This is a genomic window from Metallosphaera javensis (ex Sakai et al. 2022) (genome assembly GCA_021654415.1).
Classification (GTDB): domain Archaea; phylum Thermoproteota; class Thermoprotei_A; order Sulfolobales; family Sulfolobaceae; genus Metallosphaera; species Metallosphaera javensis.
The window spans coordinates 1,250,162-1,264,823 of the sequence record AP024487.1 but is presented as its reverse complement, the minus strand read 5'-3'; the positions used below and the strand labels follow the sequence as shown (position 1 = coordinate 1,264,823).

The window sequence follows — 14,662 nt, the reverse complement described above, 5'->3', positions numbered from 1 at the left end:
GGGATAAACAAACGCTGAAGTCGGAAGTTTAAAATATATTTTCATTGAGTCGGCGAAACCTGAGTCTCCTCTCTCTCCTCCTTAACCAGATTGACATTTTCGTCGCTTCTCGTGATTATAATGTAGTCTGTGAGGCCTGAAAGGTAGTTTACCAACTTCTGGAAACGTCTCTGGTCGAAGGTCATGAATGACTCGTCAACAATGAAGAATGGAGTCTTAAAGTACGACTTTATTGCCGTGACCACTAACACTAGAGCTAGTGATGTCCTCTCAGATGATGAGAGCTTTCTCAGGTCCATTAGGGTCCCATTCTTCTTAACCACCAACTGAAAGTCTGGGGTTATTTCCGCCTCAAGGTTAAACTCCAGTTCCCTCATTAAGGAATTCGCCAGCTTTGTAAATTCCTCCTTTGCCACTGACAGTCTTCTGATATATTCCCTTTGCAATTCCTGTGACTGGGCCTCCAGTTCCTCTATCTCCTTTTCCTTCTCCTTAATCTTGTTCAGGGTGGAAGCTGGAATCCCAAGGTTAGCCAACTCGTACTCCAGCTGACTCTTTCTGTTCATTAACTCGTTTATCCTCTTGGTAACTGCGTTCTCGGGACCCGTGACCCTTATCATCTCCGAATTCTTGTTGAACCTGTCCTCCATTTCCCTCTTCTGCCTCTCCAATTCTCCAATTTGCTCCTTCACCATCTCCATCCTGTTTAGGAGCTCCTGTTTCTTGGTCTTTAACTTCGCAACCTCATTTCTTATGTTCTCAAACTCGGCTAATTTCCTAGTGATCTCATCCTTCTTCCTGTTTAGCTCATCTATTTCCTTCTTCACACTCTCAAAGGAGTTCTGCCTCATCCTTAGCTGTTCTGAGATCACATCAATCCTAGTCCTCCAGATCTCTGGATCTACGTGACTGCCACAGACGTAACACGTGTCCAGATGGTTCTTCTCCGCGTCCTTGATTTCATCCATTACTCTCTCCAGGACCCTTATTCCTATCTCTGTCTCATTTCTAAGAGCAGATTTCCTTTGGAGTTCCTGGTTTATTTCGTTGAGCTGGTCCTCAAATATCTTCTTTATCTCTGGAGTTATCATGCTCTCCTTTTGCTGAATATCCAGTTCCAGTCTAGTGTGCTTGGTCTGAAGGTCTAGGAGTTCCTTCTTTTTCTGCTCAATCTTTGAGTTTAGCTCTGCCAGCTTATTCTGCCTTGTTACGGAAATGGACTGAGTGGTACTGTTTATCAACCTGTCACTCTCGGTCTCCTTCTTGAGGGTTTCTATCTCGTTCTCAATGCTCCTTATTTCAGCCTGGATCGTAACTGCATCCTTATACTTGCCCTTTAATTCCTCGTGCTCTTCCTTCAGGATTTTCAGTCTTTCGTCAACGTTAATCTTGAGTTGTTTCACTTTCTCGATCTCAGATGTGGAAGATATGAACCACTCTACCTGTTCCTGCCCACCGAGGACCTGGTTAAGTAACCTGTTTTCAGGGGAGAAGTACGAAAGGAGCAGTGCCCTCTTATCGTCCATGATCAGTTTAGCGTTTTCAGCTATCTTGTTCTTGACCCTCTTAATCCTCCTGTAGTACTCCTTATCATTATACCTGACCTCGATGTAACCAGAGTCCGAGAAGACGTTAAGGAGGTCCTCTGGCTTTACCTCTGAGGTCAACATGGAAACCAAAGCTCTAGATAATGATGTCTTCCCATAAGCGTTAGGTGCGGTGTATACATTAACCCCCTTGCTCAGGTCAATGTCGAGAGGGCTAGTTATTCCACCTATATTGCTAATTCTAACTCTCATCATACGAATGGTGTTTTCATCCTTTAAAAAAATTATCTCAAAGTTTTCATCTGGTTTAATATGAGATTGAAGAATTCTAAAGATTAAAACCCAGTTAAGCAATTAATGAGCCCGATCTGAATTACGCATTTTAACCCCATTGCACTAGTCATGTTATGGGACGTAAGGTAATAGTGGATTCGGACACTGCGTCTGATGATACGATCGCCATACTCTTGGCCTCTAGATTGTTTGATCTCTTGGGTGTAACCATAGTTGCGGGAAACGTCAAATATCAAGACCAGGTCAGAAACGCGCTATTCACGCTGGAATATATAGGGAAGAAGGACGTTCCCGTTTACTTAGGGCAGGATAGACCAATACTAAACAAGTGGAGAACAGTGGAGGAAGTGCACGGTAAACACGGCATGGGTGAATGGGATATTCCAGAGCCCACAAAGAGACCGGAGAAGGAGAACGCTATAGATGCGATCATAAGGCTCGCCAGGGAAAATCAAGGGGAGCTAGAGATACTGGCGATATCTCCCTTGACTAATCTGGCACTGGCCTATCTAAGGGAACACTCCATAACAAAATGGATAAGGAAGGTCTGGATAATGGGAGGGGCATTTACCCGGGGAAACACCACCCCCATAGCGGAGTTCAACTTCTGGGTAGATCCAGAGGCAGCAAAGGTAGTTCTTGATGCGGGGTTTGACGTAACCATTGTCCCCTGGGAGACCACAGAGGAGTATGGTACCTTGGATCTTGCCAAATGGGAAAGGATCAGATCCATGAATACCGCGCTATCTAGGTTCTTTGAGAGGGTGAACAAAACGCTACTGGAATTCTCACTGAAACAGGGAAACAGGGGCAGTGTTCACCCAGATTCCCTTACCACGTACTTGGCATTTGATGGTTCGGCCATTCTAGAACAGAGGAAGTTCAAGGTGGACGTGGAGCTGTGCTCTTTATCCCGTGGGGCAATGCTTGTAGATTGGTACAGTAAGGGAGGTGAAAACGCTAACGTTGTACTCAAGGCAGACTCGGAGAAGTTTTATGAGAAATTAACATCTATACTTTCTTCATCTTAGAGCATTCGGCGTAAACTATCACGCTGAGATTTTTTGGTTCTATCCCCTTCTCCTCTAAGTTCCTCTCCAGGAATCTCAGGTCTAGGTCAACGTCCACTATGTCGCCCAGATCCTCGCAGAATACGTTAACGTGTGGTTCCATTCTCATTTCATACCATGTCTTTCCTCCAGCTTCAAACGACCTTATAATTCCCGCCTTCTCCAGCGTTTCAAGCGCATTATAGACAGTGGAAAGACTTATGCTGGGTTCTGTCTTTTTCAGCTCGCTGAAAATTTGCTCTCCGCTGAAGTGACCGCCCTTTATCATGGTCTTTATCACCGCTATTCTTTGGGGCGTTACCTTTAAACCCCTCTTCCTCAGCATTTCAGCTATATCGACTTCCATTATATAGTCATTACGAAGTCGGAGTAATTAAAATTAAGCTTAACCGAGAGAGGAAGAGGACTAAAGCGGTATTGAGCGTAGCTATGAGTTAAGTTTTATGATAGTTATGGTTAGAGGCCTAACCCCTGCTCATGGGAAATGATCATGCCTAGTTCTCGCACTCGGTCCAGTCATCATATGGAATCATGTGATGGATTAGGATGACTGAATATATCCTGGGTTCTCGACAAGTGGTAAAAACATTTTTCGTCGTAATGTTAAAAACCTAGAAGGAGGAGGTGTACATTTTCACCTCATATAGATACTTTTTAACGCTCTGATCCATCATGGCTCTAACAACGTCAGTAGTGGTAACTATACCTCCCAGTTTCCCTTCCTTATCCATGACGGGAATCCCTTTTATTTTCCTTGAGGCCATTAACCTAGCGGCGTTGGCCATATCCTCATTACTGTTAACCACTATGACATTGGGGCTCATTACGTCCCTAACTTCTATCTTAAGGTCCCTGTACTTCAGGGCAGCAGCCATGTAAAGCAAATCTGTGGTAGTTACTACGCCCAATACCTTACCTGGAGTGAAGACCACCAACCTGCTAAGGTTGCTCTCAACCATTTTCTCCACAGCCTCAGATAACTTTGCTTGGGGGTCTATGGTCACCACAGGTGAGCTCATGTAGTCCTTGACCTTTTGCAATCCCCTTACCTGAGAGGCGTAGAAGTTACTGAGATCGCTCTTTATTATGATACCAAGGGCCTTCTCCTGATCATCACAGACCGCCAAGAGTGGCTGTTTCTTATCTATCATTATCTGTGCCGCGTCGAAGGGATCTATATTTGGACTGACACAGGTAACGTCCTTTCGCATTACCTCCGACAGCATTACGTTCTCCATGGGTCTGTCCTCGCCCATCTGATATACGAACTTCACTATATCCTTCTGAGTGATAGTACCCACGGGGACTCCTCTCTCGTCTATCACTATTGACTTCGGAACGTGTTCCAATACCATGAGCTTTGAGGCGTAAAGGAGGGTATCGAAAGGCCTCAAAACCGCAAATTCGCGTACGATTCCCATATGTTATAGAGTTTATTTCCAGATTAAAATCCTGTCTCACTCGTGAGGTGATGTTTCCAGGAGCCACGAAGGGCTACCATAAGGCCTTCTATCGTGTTGAAACCTCATGAAGCCCTAGATCCAGGGGGTTTTAGTGAAGATTAATTTAGCTCGAAGAAGATGTTTATTTAGTTATGGATGATTTCAGAGGACTCATAATAGATATCTATCTCTCCTCAAAAATACCGAACTACGAAAGGACCATCAAGGACGGAGAGATAAGGAGAAACAGGTGCAACCAATTTGATGGGAAATACTGCAGGCTCGTAAAAACCAAGGATTGGATACTTCAGGCCTGGAGCGTGGGGGAGAACATTTCGCCTCACCCAATTCTCTGTTACCTATGTCCCTATTACGGATCCAACATTGAGGGGTCCGTTAACACCTCACTTCTGCAATTACTCAGAGAATACATCTCTATCAAAAACGGAATAGAGCGAGAGATCTTCAACCTTGAGAGCAAGATAGGGGAGATGCTTTACTCCTCACTGGTTCTAAAGAGGAGAAGGCAGGAGTTAATAAATACCCTTAACGAAATCGAATCTAAGATTAATATAATAAAAGTCCTCATTAGATATCAGGATAATCTTGACCGCATTTGACGATCCAAAGGGATACCTAAACTGGTATAATACTCATCGCATTACCTACGAGAACGAAAGGAGGGCAGTTGAAGTTCTGAAGCTTCAGGACTGTCTGGATGTGGGATCTGGACCTTCAGTGTTTCACGAATCCATGAGTGGAAATGTGGTATCCCTAGACATCTCGGAGTTCATGCTCCAGTTCGTGGAGGGGGATAGGGTGCTGGGGGATGCACATCACCTTCCCTTCAGGGACAATGCCTTCCCCTGTGTCTTCTCGTCCGTTACCATCTGCTTTATTGAGAGGCTGGAGGAGTTCCTGGCAGAGGTGAAAAGGGTTACCAGAAACAGGTTTGTGGGTTGTATAGTGAGGGCTGACTCGAACTGGGGAAGGTTCTATTCTGACCTAGGTAAGAAGGGCCATAAATATTACTCTCGGGCTCGATTTATTTCAGGACATGACTTCCTGAACCTAGTTGGTAAGTATTTTGAGATCAAGCAGACAGTCTCGGTACTTAATTACGGACCGGACGAAGAGGAGGTCCCTGAGCTTCCCAGAAGTGATGGAGAAGGTGCTTTCATGTGCATTGAAGGAGTAAAGGTAGCGCAGTAGATAGTACACGTGTGATACATCCGTTTTCCTAGAATGTGAAACCGGCCTCCTGCTCACGGTTGCCTTGATAGGCACCCTCACAGGAGTGATCCTACCTATTCTTAATGTTTTGGTCCCGATTTTTAACGTTTACCCAACTAGCCAAACTTATTGAGAAAATCTAGGAACATTGCATGATTCCTACTACATCCTGAAACTTTTAGTAGAACTGGCCGGGCCACCACTCTACGCCTCTCCTCCTTCTAAGGTTCAACATTTCAATTATCCTTTTTCTATCGTTCCTAGACACCTTCACGTCATAATGTACCCTAACTAGCGGATATGGATAGCCCTTCACGGAGACCGAGTAAAGGTCATTTAGCAGATCTCTTATGAAACCTGTAGTAGGCCTGCCTATCAGGTCTATCCTGAGCACGTTCTCGTTCTGATCAAGCCTTGCGTAAAAACTGCACACCTCCACCCCTTCCAGGGATTTCCTCCTATCATGGTCCTCGACCTGATTCCTCAATAGAGGTCTACACTTTACCGTCGAGAAACCAGGGCCTCTTGTGAAGGTTTCCAGAAGGGTGATATCAGACAAGTCCTGGTGAAAGAGGTCCTTGGTCCTGCTCATCTTGGAAATCCACACGGTTCTTGAGCCAAATCTATCGAGCAACTGGGAAAGGTATACCTGTTTCTCGTAGACCATATGGAGCAGCATTATGTCCTCATCCTCTTGGTTCAGGGATGTGATCTCGCCTTCCCTGAATTCAAAGTTAGCGTCCAGCTGTTTCACCTCACCGAGTTTCTTCTTTAGACTGCCATCCATTAAAATCCAGGTTCCGCTACCCCCGTTTTGAAGGGCGAGCTTAAGTTCCATGATTGCCATGAGCTCTCCCACCCTTTCCTTAGCTTTATTACCTGGCCTGAATACCCCCGCCTTCACCTCCTGGTCCGTGTTCAGTATCTGCACTCCCTCAGTTATGAGCGCTTCTGCATTCAGCACAAACACCGTCCCGGTCCTTAACTCCTTTACAAATTGTCCACCATCAACTGCAACCATTTTCCTCCTTATCGTAGAGGAGGGGGTGAACTCTTCCCAGTTGTTTTTAACCAATGTTTCCAGTTTTTTATCGAGATCTGCTTGAACAATATTCAGCTTTCCTAGCAGTTCTGAACGTTTAATTATCAGTTCCTGGTAGACCTTCTCTATCATTGGACCACCTCCTCCCTAACCCTGCTGACGTCTCCCGCCTTTTCAACCCTGATGACGTAATCCGCTATCCTCAGTACCTCGTCATCGTGGGTCACCACTATTATCTGCGGAACGACATTCATTGACTCCCTTATCACGGAAAGCAATTCAGCTCTTCTCATGGAGTCTAAGTGGACCGTGGGTTCATCCAGAATCATGAAACCCATTTCTCCCGTGAGGGCCCTGGCTATTGCCAGCCTCAGAGCCAGAGCTACCGCTATCTTCTCTCCACCGCTCAGCATGTTTACGGGAAGTTGCTGACCAGACTGATTGAGGGCAGTGAGCTCCACCTTTCCGGTAAGGGTCTTGGTCTGTGTCATGTTGACCAGTATCCTTGTGTAGGAGATGTCAAACATGGATACTATATCATTAAGGTTGTTCTCAATTCTTCCCTTAAGCGTGGAAATAAGATAGGACTGTAGCATGCCCTCGGAGAGTACCTTTCTAAGCTTTTCCAGGCGTTCCTTCGCCCTTCTCATCTTTTCCACCTCCTTAACCTTCTGTTGCAACTGAGCCAGCGAGTTTTCCACCACTTGGTACCTCTCCTTGAGCTGTGTCAGTTTGCCCTCTAAGGTTCCAATATCCCGCTGAATGTCTGCCATCTGCTTGCTCAACGTCTCCTGCTCACGTTTCTTCAGTTCAAGGTCCTGCTTCCTGAATCCCAGAAGCTGAATCTGCGTGGACAGCTCGTTTATCCTTTTCTCCAGTTCCCTCTTCCTTGCGAGAAGGTTAGCCTTCTCTCCGGTCTTTCTCTGTAGCTCCGGGAGCTCCTTACGTATGTTCTCAAGGAGGCGTCTCGCTTGCTCCACCTCCTCCTTGGTTAGACTTCCCACCTTCTCCCTCAGTTGGGCAATCTGATCCTCCAGTGTGGCTATCTCGTGGGTATACGCGGCGATTTGATCCTCAAGCTCCTCTACCTCGGTCTTGCTTGCGTTTTGAACCTTCATATATTCACTCTCGTATTTCTCCAGCTCCTTCTTCTCGCGCTGCAATCTTCTGAACTCTTCCTCCAGTGACCCTAGCTTGGCTAACTCCGTCTGCAGTTGAGAGATCCTTGCGGAGAGGTTTTCCAGTTCATTTTCCTTGTTCCTCCTCTTTACCTCCATCTCCCTGGCCCTCTCTCGTTCGTCCTCAAGTGAGTACTTCTCCCTCCTAAGGCTATCCAGCCTCCTCTCCAGATCCTTGAGCTCCTTGCTCAATTCTCCCAGACGATTGCTGTACTTTTTAGTTAGCTCCTCTCTGTGAAGGTCATCTAGGGGACCACCGCAGACAGGACATTTCCCTTCAGTGGCTGAAAGGAGAGCGTCAAGGCTTTTCCTGACCTGGTCCTGTTCCACCTTTCTCTCGTTGTAGAGTGATGTTACATTATCAAGCTCTCTCGAGACCGAATCCAGCCGTGCCTGAATTTTCTCTACCTCGAGCCTGGGAAGGGATTCAAGTTCCAGCTCAGTCCTCTTCTTGCTCTCGAGGAGGTCATTGAGACTGGTTGAAACCTTGGTGAACCTATCGTGATACTCCTCCAGTTCCTCTAGCCTAGTCTTCACCCTCAGGTACTCCTCATGTTTGGGCTCAAGGCTCCTCTTTAGTTCCAGTTCTTGGTTCTTCCTGTCCCTCTGTTTCTCCAACTTCGTCAGTTCACTCTTCTTCTCGGCCAACCTGCTCTCCTTGTTCTCTAGGTCAACGATATCACCCCTCATTGCAACCTTGCTATCAAGCTCCCTCTCCTTGGACTGCAGGCTGGCTATCCTCTCCTCAAGTCCTTCCAGGTTCTTGAGTTCCCTCGTCATCCTTTGCAACTCGTCCTCCGCTTCCTTTTTCCTGGAGATCAGAGTATCATAGACCCTTTGCTTTTCCTCAAGGTCCTTCACCTCGGCCTTAACCCTGGTCTGCTCCTCCTCCAGCTTACGATACTCCTCCCTTATCCCTTCTATCCTTCTCAGCAGAGAAGAAATCTCCCCCTCCAGCTTGTTCTTCTCCTCCTGGAAGTTCTTGAGGTTCTCCGCGTATGCCTCGTGAGACCTGACCTCCATCTCATACTTGTCCATCAGTTGCTTGATCCTTCCCCCAGACTCCGTGAGTTTCTCAAGGTTGTCTATCATCATAACCCTTTTGAGCACGTCCGTCAAATTATCGAAAATCGTCTCTATTTCTCCCTGCTTCACTATCATGGTGGAAGTTACAACCTTGCTGTTAAGGCCCAGCTCCTCTATCTTTCTCGTGACCTCCTTCGTACCCCTGGCGGTCAGTTTACCGTTGATGTACAGCAGATCTCCAGGAGGAATCTTCCTCAGCACCTTTGCCTCAAGGTTAACGTCCTTTAGAAGCAACTCCACCTCCGCCGTGGTCTTACCCTTCTTGACCATCTCATCCTGCTTCCCCTTCCCTTCCCTGAACAGGGCAAATACGATAGCCTCTATGATGGAGCTCTTCCCCGCACCGTTCTGTCCCACTATAACGTTAATATCTCCCTTAAAGGAGACAGTGGTCCTCTCATGACTCAAAAAGTCCTTAAGAGAAACACTCTCGAGCCTCATCTTTCCATCTCCGCAAACCTTTTGAGAATTTCATCTGCCTCGTCCGAATCATACTTGCTAATCACCTCCAGGATTAGCTTCACCTCCTCGTCGTTGTAGCCTTGTTTCCTAAGGTAATCGGCTATTAACTCCGAGATGGTTCCCTTGCTCTCTGCTCGAACCTCCCTCACCTGGGAATCTGTGGTCTCGTCCTTGTAGATCCTGTAAAACTCTGCAACCTCCGTGAGGAGGCTCAGTCTCTTCATGGCAATTCCCCTCTTGCTGGAATCCCCCTCCAGGATTACGTGAAGGATCGGTTTCCTCTTGGAATTGAACTTCTTCTTTATGTTCTCTATATCCTGCTCCACTGTGGCAGTGTTTATCCTGACCACCTCCTGAGGCCTGACGTCAACGTCAACCTTGTGCACCTCCACCTCCTTCTTACTGAGATCCACGAGGTAACCTCCCTTACCGTTCTTCATCCAGCCCTCAATCTCTTCCTCCCTTATTATCTCCGGTGAACCGGCCACCGCAAGTATGCCCCCCCAGGGTAGGACTCTTGTATCTCTGGAATGGAGGTGACCACAGGCGTAATACTGAAACCCCCTTGGGAGGGAGCCTATCTCCAGTTGCCAGGCGTTGTCGTAGGGCAACATTTCCCTGAAGCCTTGATGCAACATGAGGACGTTCCTCTCTCCCTCTGGTTTCAGGGAGTTCAAAAGATTCAGGAGGTTATCTCTGAAGACCGTGCTCATGCTCCTGATCCCGTAAACCCTGACCTTAACTCCACCGTCGTCTATCTCCACGTACCTGGGATCCTGATCCCCCAGGAGCATCTTGATCAGGCCCAGGGATTCCCCCAGCAACCTCTGGGTATATACCTCATCCCTCACCTTGGGTGTATCGTGATCTCCAGGGATGTTGATGAAATCAATCCCCTTATCCCTGAGAATTTTCACCTTATCAACGAAGAACTTGAGTGACTTGTTCCCGGGTTTATACACGTCAAAGAGATCCCCTGAGTGCACTATGGCCCTCACGTGTTCCCTTATGGCCACATCTATTAACTGAGAAAAAACGTCGTAAACGTCCTGTTCCCGTGAGTCCCTGTTGTACCTCCTGCTTCCAAGATGAGTATCCGAGATGTGGAGAATCACGATCTCACCCGAACTCAACGTCCACCTTTCCTGTGTTCAGGAAGCGGCTCCATTCCCCCTTTATGTCTGGATCTGATCCGCCCAACCTTCCAGTGAACCTTGTAATCTTTATGAAAGCAGGCAACTTGACCAAGTTACCTATCATGATGGCCTCCCCAACTCCCAGGGAGGAAAGCTGGTCCACTAGGTCTTCGGTCAGATTATCGCTGGCCTCAAGCACATACTTTTTGTCCGTGGGCTCAACCATTCTCAGGATGATCTTATTGGTCATTTGACTAAGGATGGTCTCATCCAGTCCCTTCGGCCTCTGGCTAACTATGACCATGCTCACCCCGAACTTCCTTCCTTCCCTGGCTATCTTGGAGGCGTTATACTTGGTGAGGGTATCTTGATACTTTGACAGAAACACATGGGCCTCTTCGATAACCGCAACAACTGGAAAACCTAAGCCCGTCCCCTTATGTTTAAACTCTTTCCTTGAGTCCAGCAATCTCCTCAGGTAGTGAGATACCACCGCGTCCATGGCATCTTCGTCCATATGACTGATGTCAACCACGTTCACAGTTGAGGGCCTGATCCTGGAGGTAATATCAGGGACTGTGAGATCGATTACGTCACCGTATCTATCGACGAATTCCTCCAGCTTGTTCTTAACCTCGTCCGCTGCGTCCTTCTGGTTCCTTTGTTTCTCGTCGCCGAGTAGCTCATCTATTTCCTTCTCTAGTTCACTCACAAATTCCGAGTTGAGCGCATTGTAATCCGCGTTCCCTTCTTTCAATTTCTCTCTTAGTTTTTCAATGTAGGAGACGAAGGCATGCCTTAAAAATCTATACTGTATATGAGCATTGGGTCTAATTTCTAAAAGTGTTGCAAACTCTTTGGGCTTTAAATGTAAAGGATTTAACTTGGGTTCAATATTGTTTAGAGGCTTTATATCGGAGCCATAATACTCGCCGTGATAATCAAAGATAACCACTGACCCGCCAATTGAGGCGAGGGACTGGGAGAGGACTGCGACCGTGTTTGACTTTCCGCTACCCGTGGCGGCCAAGATGGCCAGGTGTCTAGAGAGAGAGTTAACCCTAATTCTCACTGGGATATTCATCCCAATTATGGAACCTATCACCACATCCCCATCGGAGAAGATGTCCCTGAGCTCATCCTCCTCGGCCAATCGAACTGGTGTTCCCGGCCCTGGTGGAAGATCAGGTATTGTCCCTGAGCCCATTTCGTGGAGGAGCTTAATCCTGGCCTTAACGAATTGTGGAATTGAGGTATCAAGGTTCTTCAGTTTCTGAGCAATCTTTATGTCATTAAGGGTTAGATCAAGGAGAGGACTCCCCCTGGTTACAGAAGTGACCAGGCCTAGCACCTTCACTCCGTCATACTCAAGAATGACGTAACGTCCCACCCTCACCGGCTCTTCAGCAAGCATTAAAGCGTCCTGAGGGGTGGCTTCGCCTATAACGTAGCCAATAACCATTAGTAGATAAAGGACTCTGAAGGATAAAAGCGATTTCAGTAGATAAAGGGGTAATACACGAGGAGAAAAAGGGAAATAGATTTAAAGAGCTTTGGCGACTCTCTTTGTTGCCTCAGCGATGTCCTTCTCCTGTTCAGCGTAGGCGCACAGCATGGCCTCTACGTCCATGTGTCCCTCTGCCTTGGCCTTCATGGCCACGTTGTTGTACTCGCTGACGTGCTCATCTGCCTCTTCCCTGGTGAACTCGTTGAGCATGGCGGAGACTCTCTTTGTTGCCTCAGCGATGTCCTTCTCCTGTTCAGCGTAGGCGCACAGCATGGCCTCTACGTCCATGTGTCCCTCTGCCTTGGCCTTCATGGCCACGTTGTTGTACTCGCTGACGTGCTCATCTGCCTCTTCCCTGGTGAACTCGTTGAGCATGGCGGAGACTCTCTTTGTTGCCTCAGCGATGTCCTTCTCCTGTTCAGCGTAGGCGCACAGCATGGCCTCTACGTCCATGTGTCCCTCTGCCTTGGCCTTCATGGCCACGTTGTTGTACTCGCTGACGTGCTCATCTGCCTCTTCCCTGGTGAACTCGTTGAGCATAGAATTACCTGCGTGTAGGTAAAGCTTCTCAAATATTCCCCTAGCATGTCCGAACTCTACTCTCGCCTTCTCCCTAAGTATCTTTGCCTCCTCCTTCTTGCCCGCAGCCTCTAACTTATCAGCTAGGAAGCTGAGGAGCATATAATCCTCAGCGTTTGCCTTGAAAAGCTCCTTTAGACCCATTTCGGTTTCCTTTCCGAGAGTCATATAGATCACTATATACACGAACTATCACAAGCTAATAAACTTTGATTATTGGCCATTATAATACATATCCCATAAAATCAGTAATAAGGTTAAAAATGCACAGCACAGATAAAGATTTTTTACAGACAATCTTAATTTCATGTTGAACTATTTAAACTTAGATGATGAGTGACTCCAATTTTGATTGATGATAATGTAACTCGAACCTGAAAAAATATTATCCATGAAGAGCTCATGCTCACATGATCACTTCTTCTCAGATGAGGATCCTGGAGGCTAACTCGGAGGCCCTTGGCGTCTCAACCCTACAGCTCATGGAAAGTGCCGGGAGGTCTGTGGCTGATGAGATAGAGAGGGAGATGGGGACTACCTCGCTCAAAGCGGTGATCTTCGTTGGTCATGGTGGAAAGGGAGGGGATGGGCTGGTGACAGCCAGGCATCTTGCAGATAGGGGTGCTGAAGTTACAGTGATTACCATGGGAGAGATAAAGCACAGGGACGCTCAGGTTAACTACATGGCGCTAACAGACATGGACTTCTCTGTAAGGGTTATGAGCATAGATAACCTCGATTCTCCTGTAAAGGGAGACGTTTTGATTGACGCAATGCTTGGGACAGGGGTGAGGGGAAAGATCAGGTATCCCTTCAATCGCGCTATCTCCCTTTTCAATGCCTCCAAGGGGTTCAAAGTCTCCATTGACGTCCCGTCGGGGATAGATCCAGACAGCGGGGAGGCCCTAGGAGAGTTTGTGTCGCCGGATCTCGTGGTGACCTTCCATGACGTTAAACCAGGACTTTTGAAGTATAACTTCAGATATGTGGTGAAGAAAATTGGAATTCCTCCAGAGGCCTCAATTTACGTAGGGCCCGGTGACCTGCTATCACTGAAACAGAGGGAGATGAAAAGCAGGAAGGGCGCGGGAGGGAGGGTTCTGGTAGTTGGAGGAAGCTCAACCTTCTCAGGTGCACCTGCACTCTCGGCTATGGCCAGCCTGAGAACGGGCGCAGATCTGGTTTACGTGGCGTCTCCCGAGAAAACGGCTGAGGCTATCTCCGGTTATTCGCCAGATCTGATCGCCATTAAACTCTCGGGGAGGAACTTCAACGAGGGCAATATCAGGGAACTGCAACAGTGGGTGGAGAAGGCTAATGCGGTGGTCTTTGGACCGGGTTTGGGCCTAGAGGAGGAGACAGTTAAGGCAACTCCTACCTTTGTAGAGATGGTGATGAAACTGGGGAAGCCACTTGTGCTGGACGCAGACGGTCTAAAAATAATGAAGGGTTCCAAGCTCTCAAAAAACGTGGTAGTAACTCCACATCCCGGGGAGTTCAAGATCTTCTTTGGTGAGGAGCCAAGGGAGAGTGAAAGGGAAAGGATAAATCAGGTGATGGAGAAGGCCAGGGATTGTAACTGCGTCGTGCTGTTGAAGGGTTATCTGGATATCATTAGTGATGGGTATGCATTCAGGCTGAACAAGGCTGGAAACCCTGGAATGACAGCCGGAGGAACCGGAGACACATTGACCGGGATAATAGCTACTTTTATGGCCCAGGGGTACCCCCCATTCACCTCGGCTAGCCTGGGAGCACTGGTGAATAGCCTCTCTGGCACACTGGCATATAGGGAGCTGGGCGCACATCTAACTGCCTCAGACGTTGTGTCTAAGATTCCCCACGTGTTGAATGATCCAGTGAACGCTTTCAGGGAAAGGGTTTACAGGAGGGTAATATCCGGTTAACTGGGCTTCGGGACATTTTACGCAAAAATCCTTGGATTAGAAGGTCTTCCTGGCCCTTGGTTTCCTTTCGTTGAGTCGCTTCGTGCAAAACATTATGGTTAACCTATTCCATAGTCATGAGGTATAGCCAAGACACCATGTCTTCAGAGCCCTGCCCTACGAACCAGAAAATAACGTGA

At 47.5% G+C, this 14,662-nt stretch carries 12 protein-coding genes; 4 read left to right on the top strand and 8 right to left on the bottom strand.

Annotation, left to right across the window (positions count from 1 at the left end; translation table 11 throughout):
* Positions 1 to 41: 41 nt before the first annotated feature.
* Complete coding sequence (locus QVC96_RS07385) at positions 42 to 1,802, bottom strand: ATP-binding protein (RefSeq protein ID WP_425597943.1); 1,761 nt, start codon at positions 1,800 to 1,802, stop codon at positions 42 to 44.
* 152 nt (positions 1,803 to 1,954) lie between these two features.
* Here QVC96_RS07385 and QVC96_RS07380 point away from each other — a divergent pair, with 152 nt between their 5' ends.
* Positions 1,955 to 2,872: a nucleoside hydrolase gene (locus QVC96_RS07380; protein ID WP_238026471.1), complete on the top strand. Its 918-nt coding sequence runs from the start codon at positions 1,955 to 1,957 to the stop codon at positions 2,870 to 2,872.
* Here the strand turns inward: QVC96_RS07380 and QVC96_RS07375 are convergent.
* Both QVC96_RS07375 and QVC96_RS07370 read right to left on the bottom strand, forming a co-directional pair.
* Positions 2,853 to 3,257 (bottom strand): Fur family transcriptional regulator, encoded by a 405-nt coding sequence (locus QVC96_RS07375; protein WP_238026470.1) that lies wholly within the window; start codon positions 3,255 to 3,257, stop codon positions 2,853 to 2,855. The two genes, QVC96_RS07380 and QVC96_RS07375, sit on opposite strands and share 20 nt — an antisense overlap.
* 265 nt (positions 3,258 to 3,522) lie before the next feature.
* Positions 3,523 to 4,332, bottom strand: a complete 810-nt coding sequence (locus QVC96_RS07370) for a CBS domain-containing protein (protein ID WP_238026469.1) — start codon at positions 4,330 to 4,332, stop codon at positions 3,523 to 3,525.
* A 173-nt stretch (positions 4,333 to 4,505) separates the two neighbouring features.
* Here QVC96_RS07370 and QVC96_RS07365 point away from each other — a divergent pair, with 173 nt between their 5' ends.
* Together QVC96_RS07365 and QVC96_RS07360 are read left to right on the top strand one after the other, a co-directional pair.
* On the top strand, positions 4,506 to 4,973 hold the full coding sequence (locus tag QVC96_RS07365; RefSeq protein WP_238026468.1) for a hypothetical protein: 468 nt from the start codon (positions 4,506 to 4,508) through the stop codon (positions 4,971 to 4,973).
* On the top strand, positions 4,960 to 5,565 hold the full coding sequence (locus QVC96_RS07360) for a class I SAM-dependent methyltransferase (RefSeq protein WP_238026466.1): 606 nt from the start codon (positions 4,960 to 4,962) through the stop codon (positions 5,563 to 5,565). Before QVC96_RS07365 ends, QVC96_RS07360 begins: the two co-directional genes overlap by 14 nt.
* Before the next feature lie 199 nt (positions 5,566 to 5,764).
* On the opposite strand, the gene nurA is transcribed toward QVC96_RS07360, so the two are convergent.
* From nurA to QVC96_RS07335, 5 genes are all read right to left on the bottom strand, one after another.
* Positions 5,765 to 6,760, bottom strand: coding sequence for a DNA double-strand break repair nuclease NurA (gene nurA / locus QVC96_RS07355; RefSeq protein ID WP_287688747.1), 996 nt, complete (start codon positions 6,758 to 6,760; stop codon positions 5,765 to 5,767).
* Positions 6,757 to 9,333, bottom strand: coding sequence for an AAA family ATPase (locus QVC96_RS07350; RefSeq protein ID WP_287688746.1), 2,577 nt, complete (start codon positions 9,331 to 9,333; stop codon positions 6,757 to 6,759). Before QVC96_RS07350 ends, nurA begins: the two co-directional genes overlap by 4 nt.
* Positions 9,330 to 10,469: a DNA double-strand break repair protein Mre11 gene (gene mre11 / locus QVC96_RS07345; RefSeq protein WP_287688745.1), complete on the bottom strand. Its 1,140-nt coding sequence runs from the start codon at positions 10,467 to 10,469 to the stop codon at positions 9,330 to 9,332. The genes QVC96_RS07350 and mre11 overlap by 4 nt, the downstream gene beginning before the upstream one ends.
* Positions 10,470 to 10,473: 4 nt before the next feature.
* On the bottom strand, positions 10,474 to 11,952 hold the full coding sequence (gene herA / locus QVC96_RS07340; RefSeq protein WP_287688744.1) for a DNA double-strand break repair helicase HerA: 1,479 nt from the start codon (positions 11,950 to 11,952) through the stop codon (positions 10,474 to 10,476).
* Between the two features lie 81 nt (positions 11,953 to 12,033).
* On the bottom strand, positions 12,034 to 12,744 hold the full coding sequence (locus QVC96_RS07335; protein ID WP_287688743.1) for a rubrerythrin: 711 nt from the start codon (positions 12,742 to 12,744) through the stop codon (positions 12,034 to 12,036).
* 242 nt (positions 12,745 to 12,986) lie between these two features.
* On the opposite strand from QVC96_RS07335, the gene QVC96_RS07330 reads away from it, so the two are divergent.
* Positions 12,987 to 14,483, top strand: a complete 1,497-nt coding sequence (locus QVC96_RS07330) for an NAD(P)H-hydrate dehydratase (protein WP_287688742.1) — start codon at positions 12,987 to 12,989, stop codon at positions 14,481 to 14,483.
* Positions 14,484 to 14,662 lie beyond the last annotated feature (179 nt).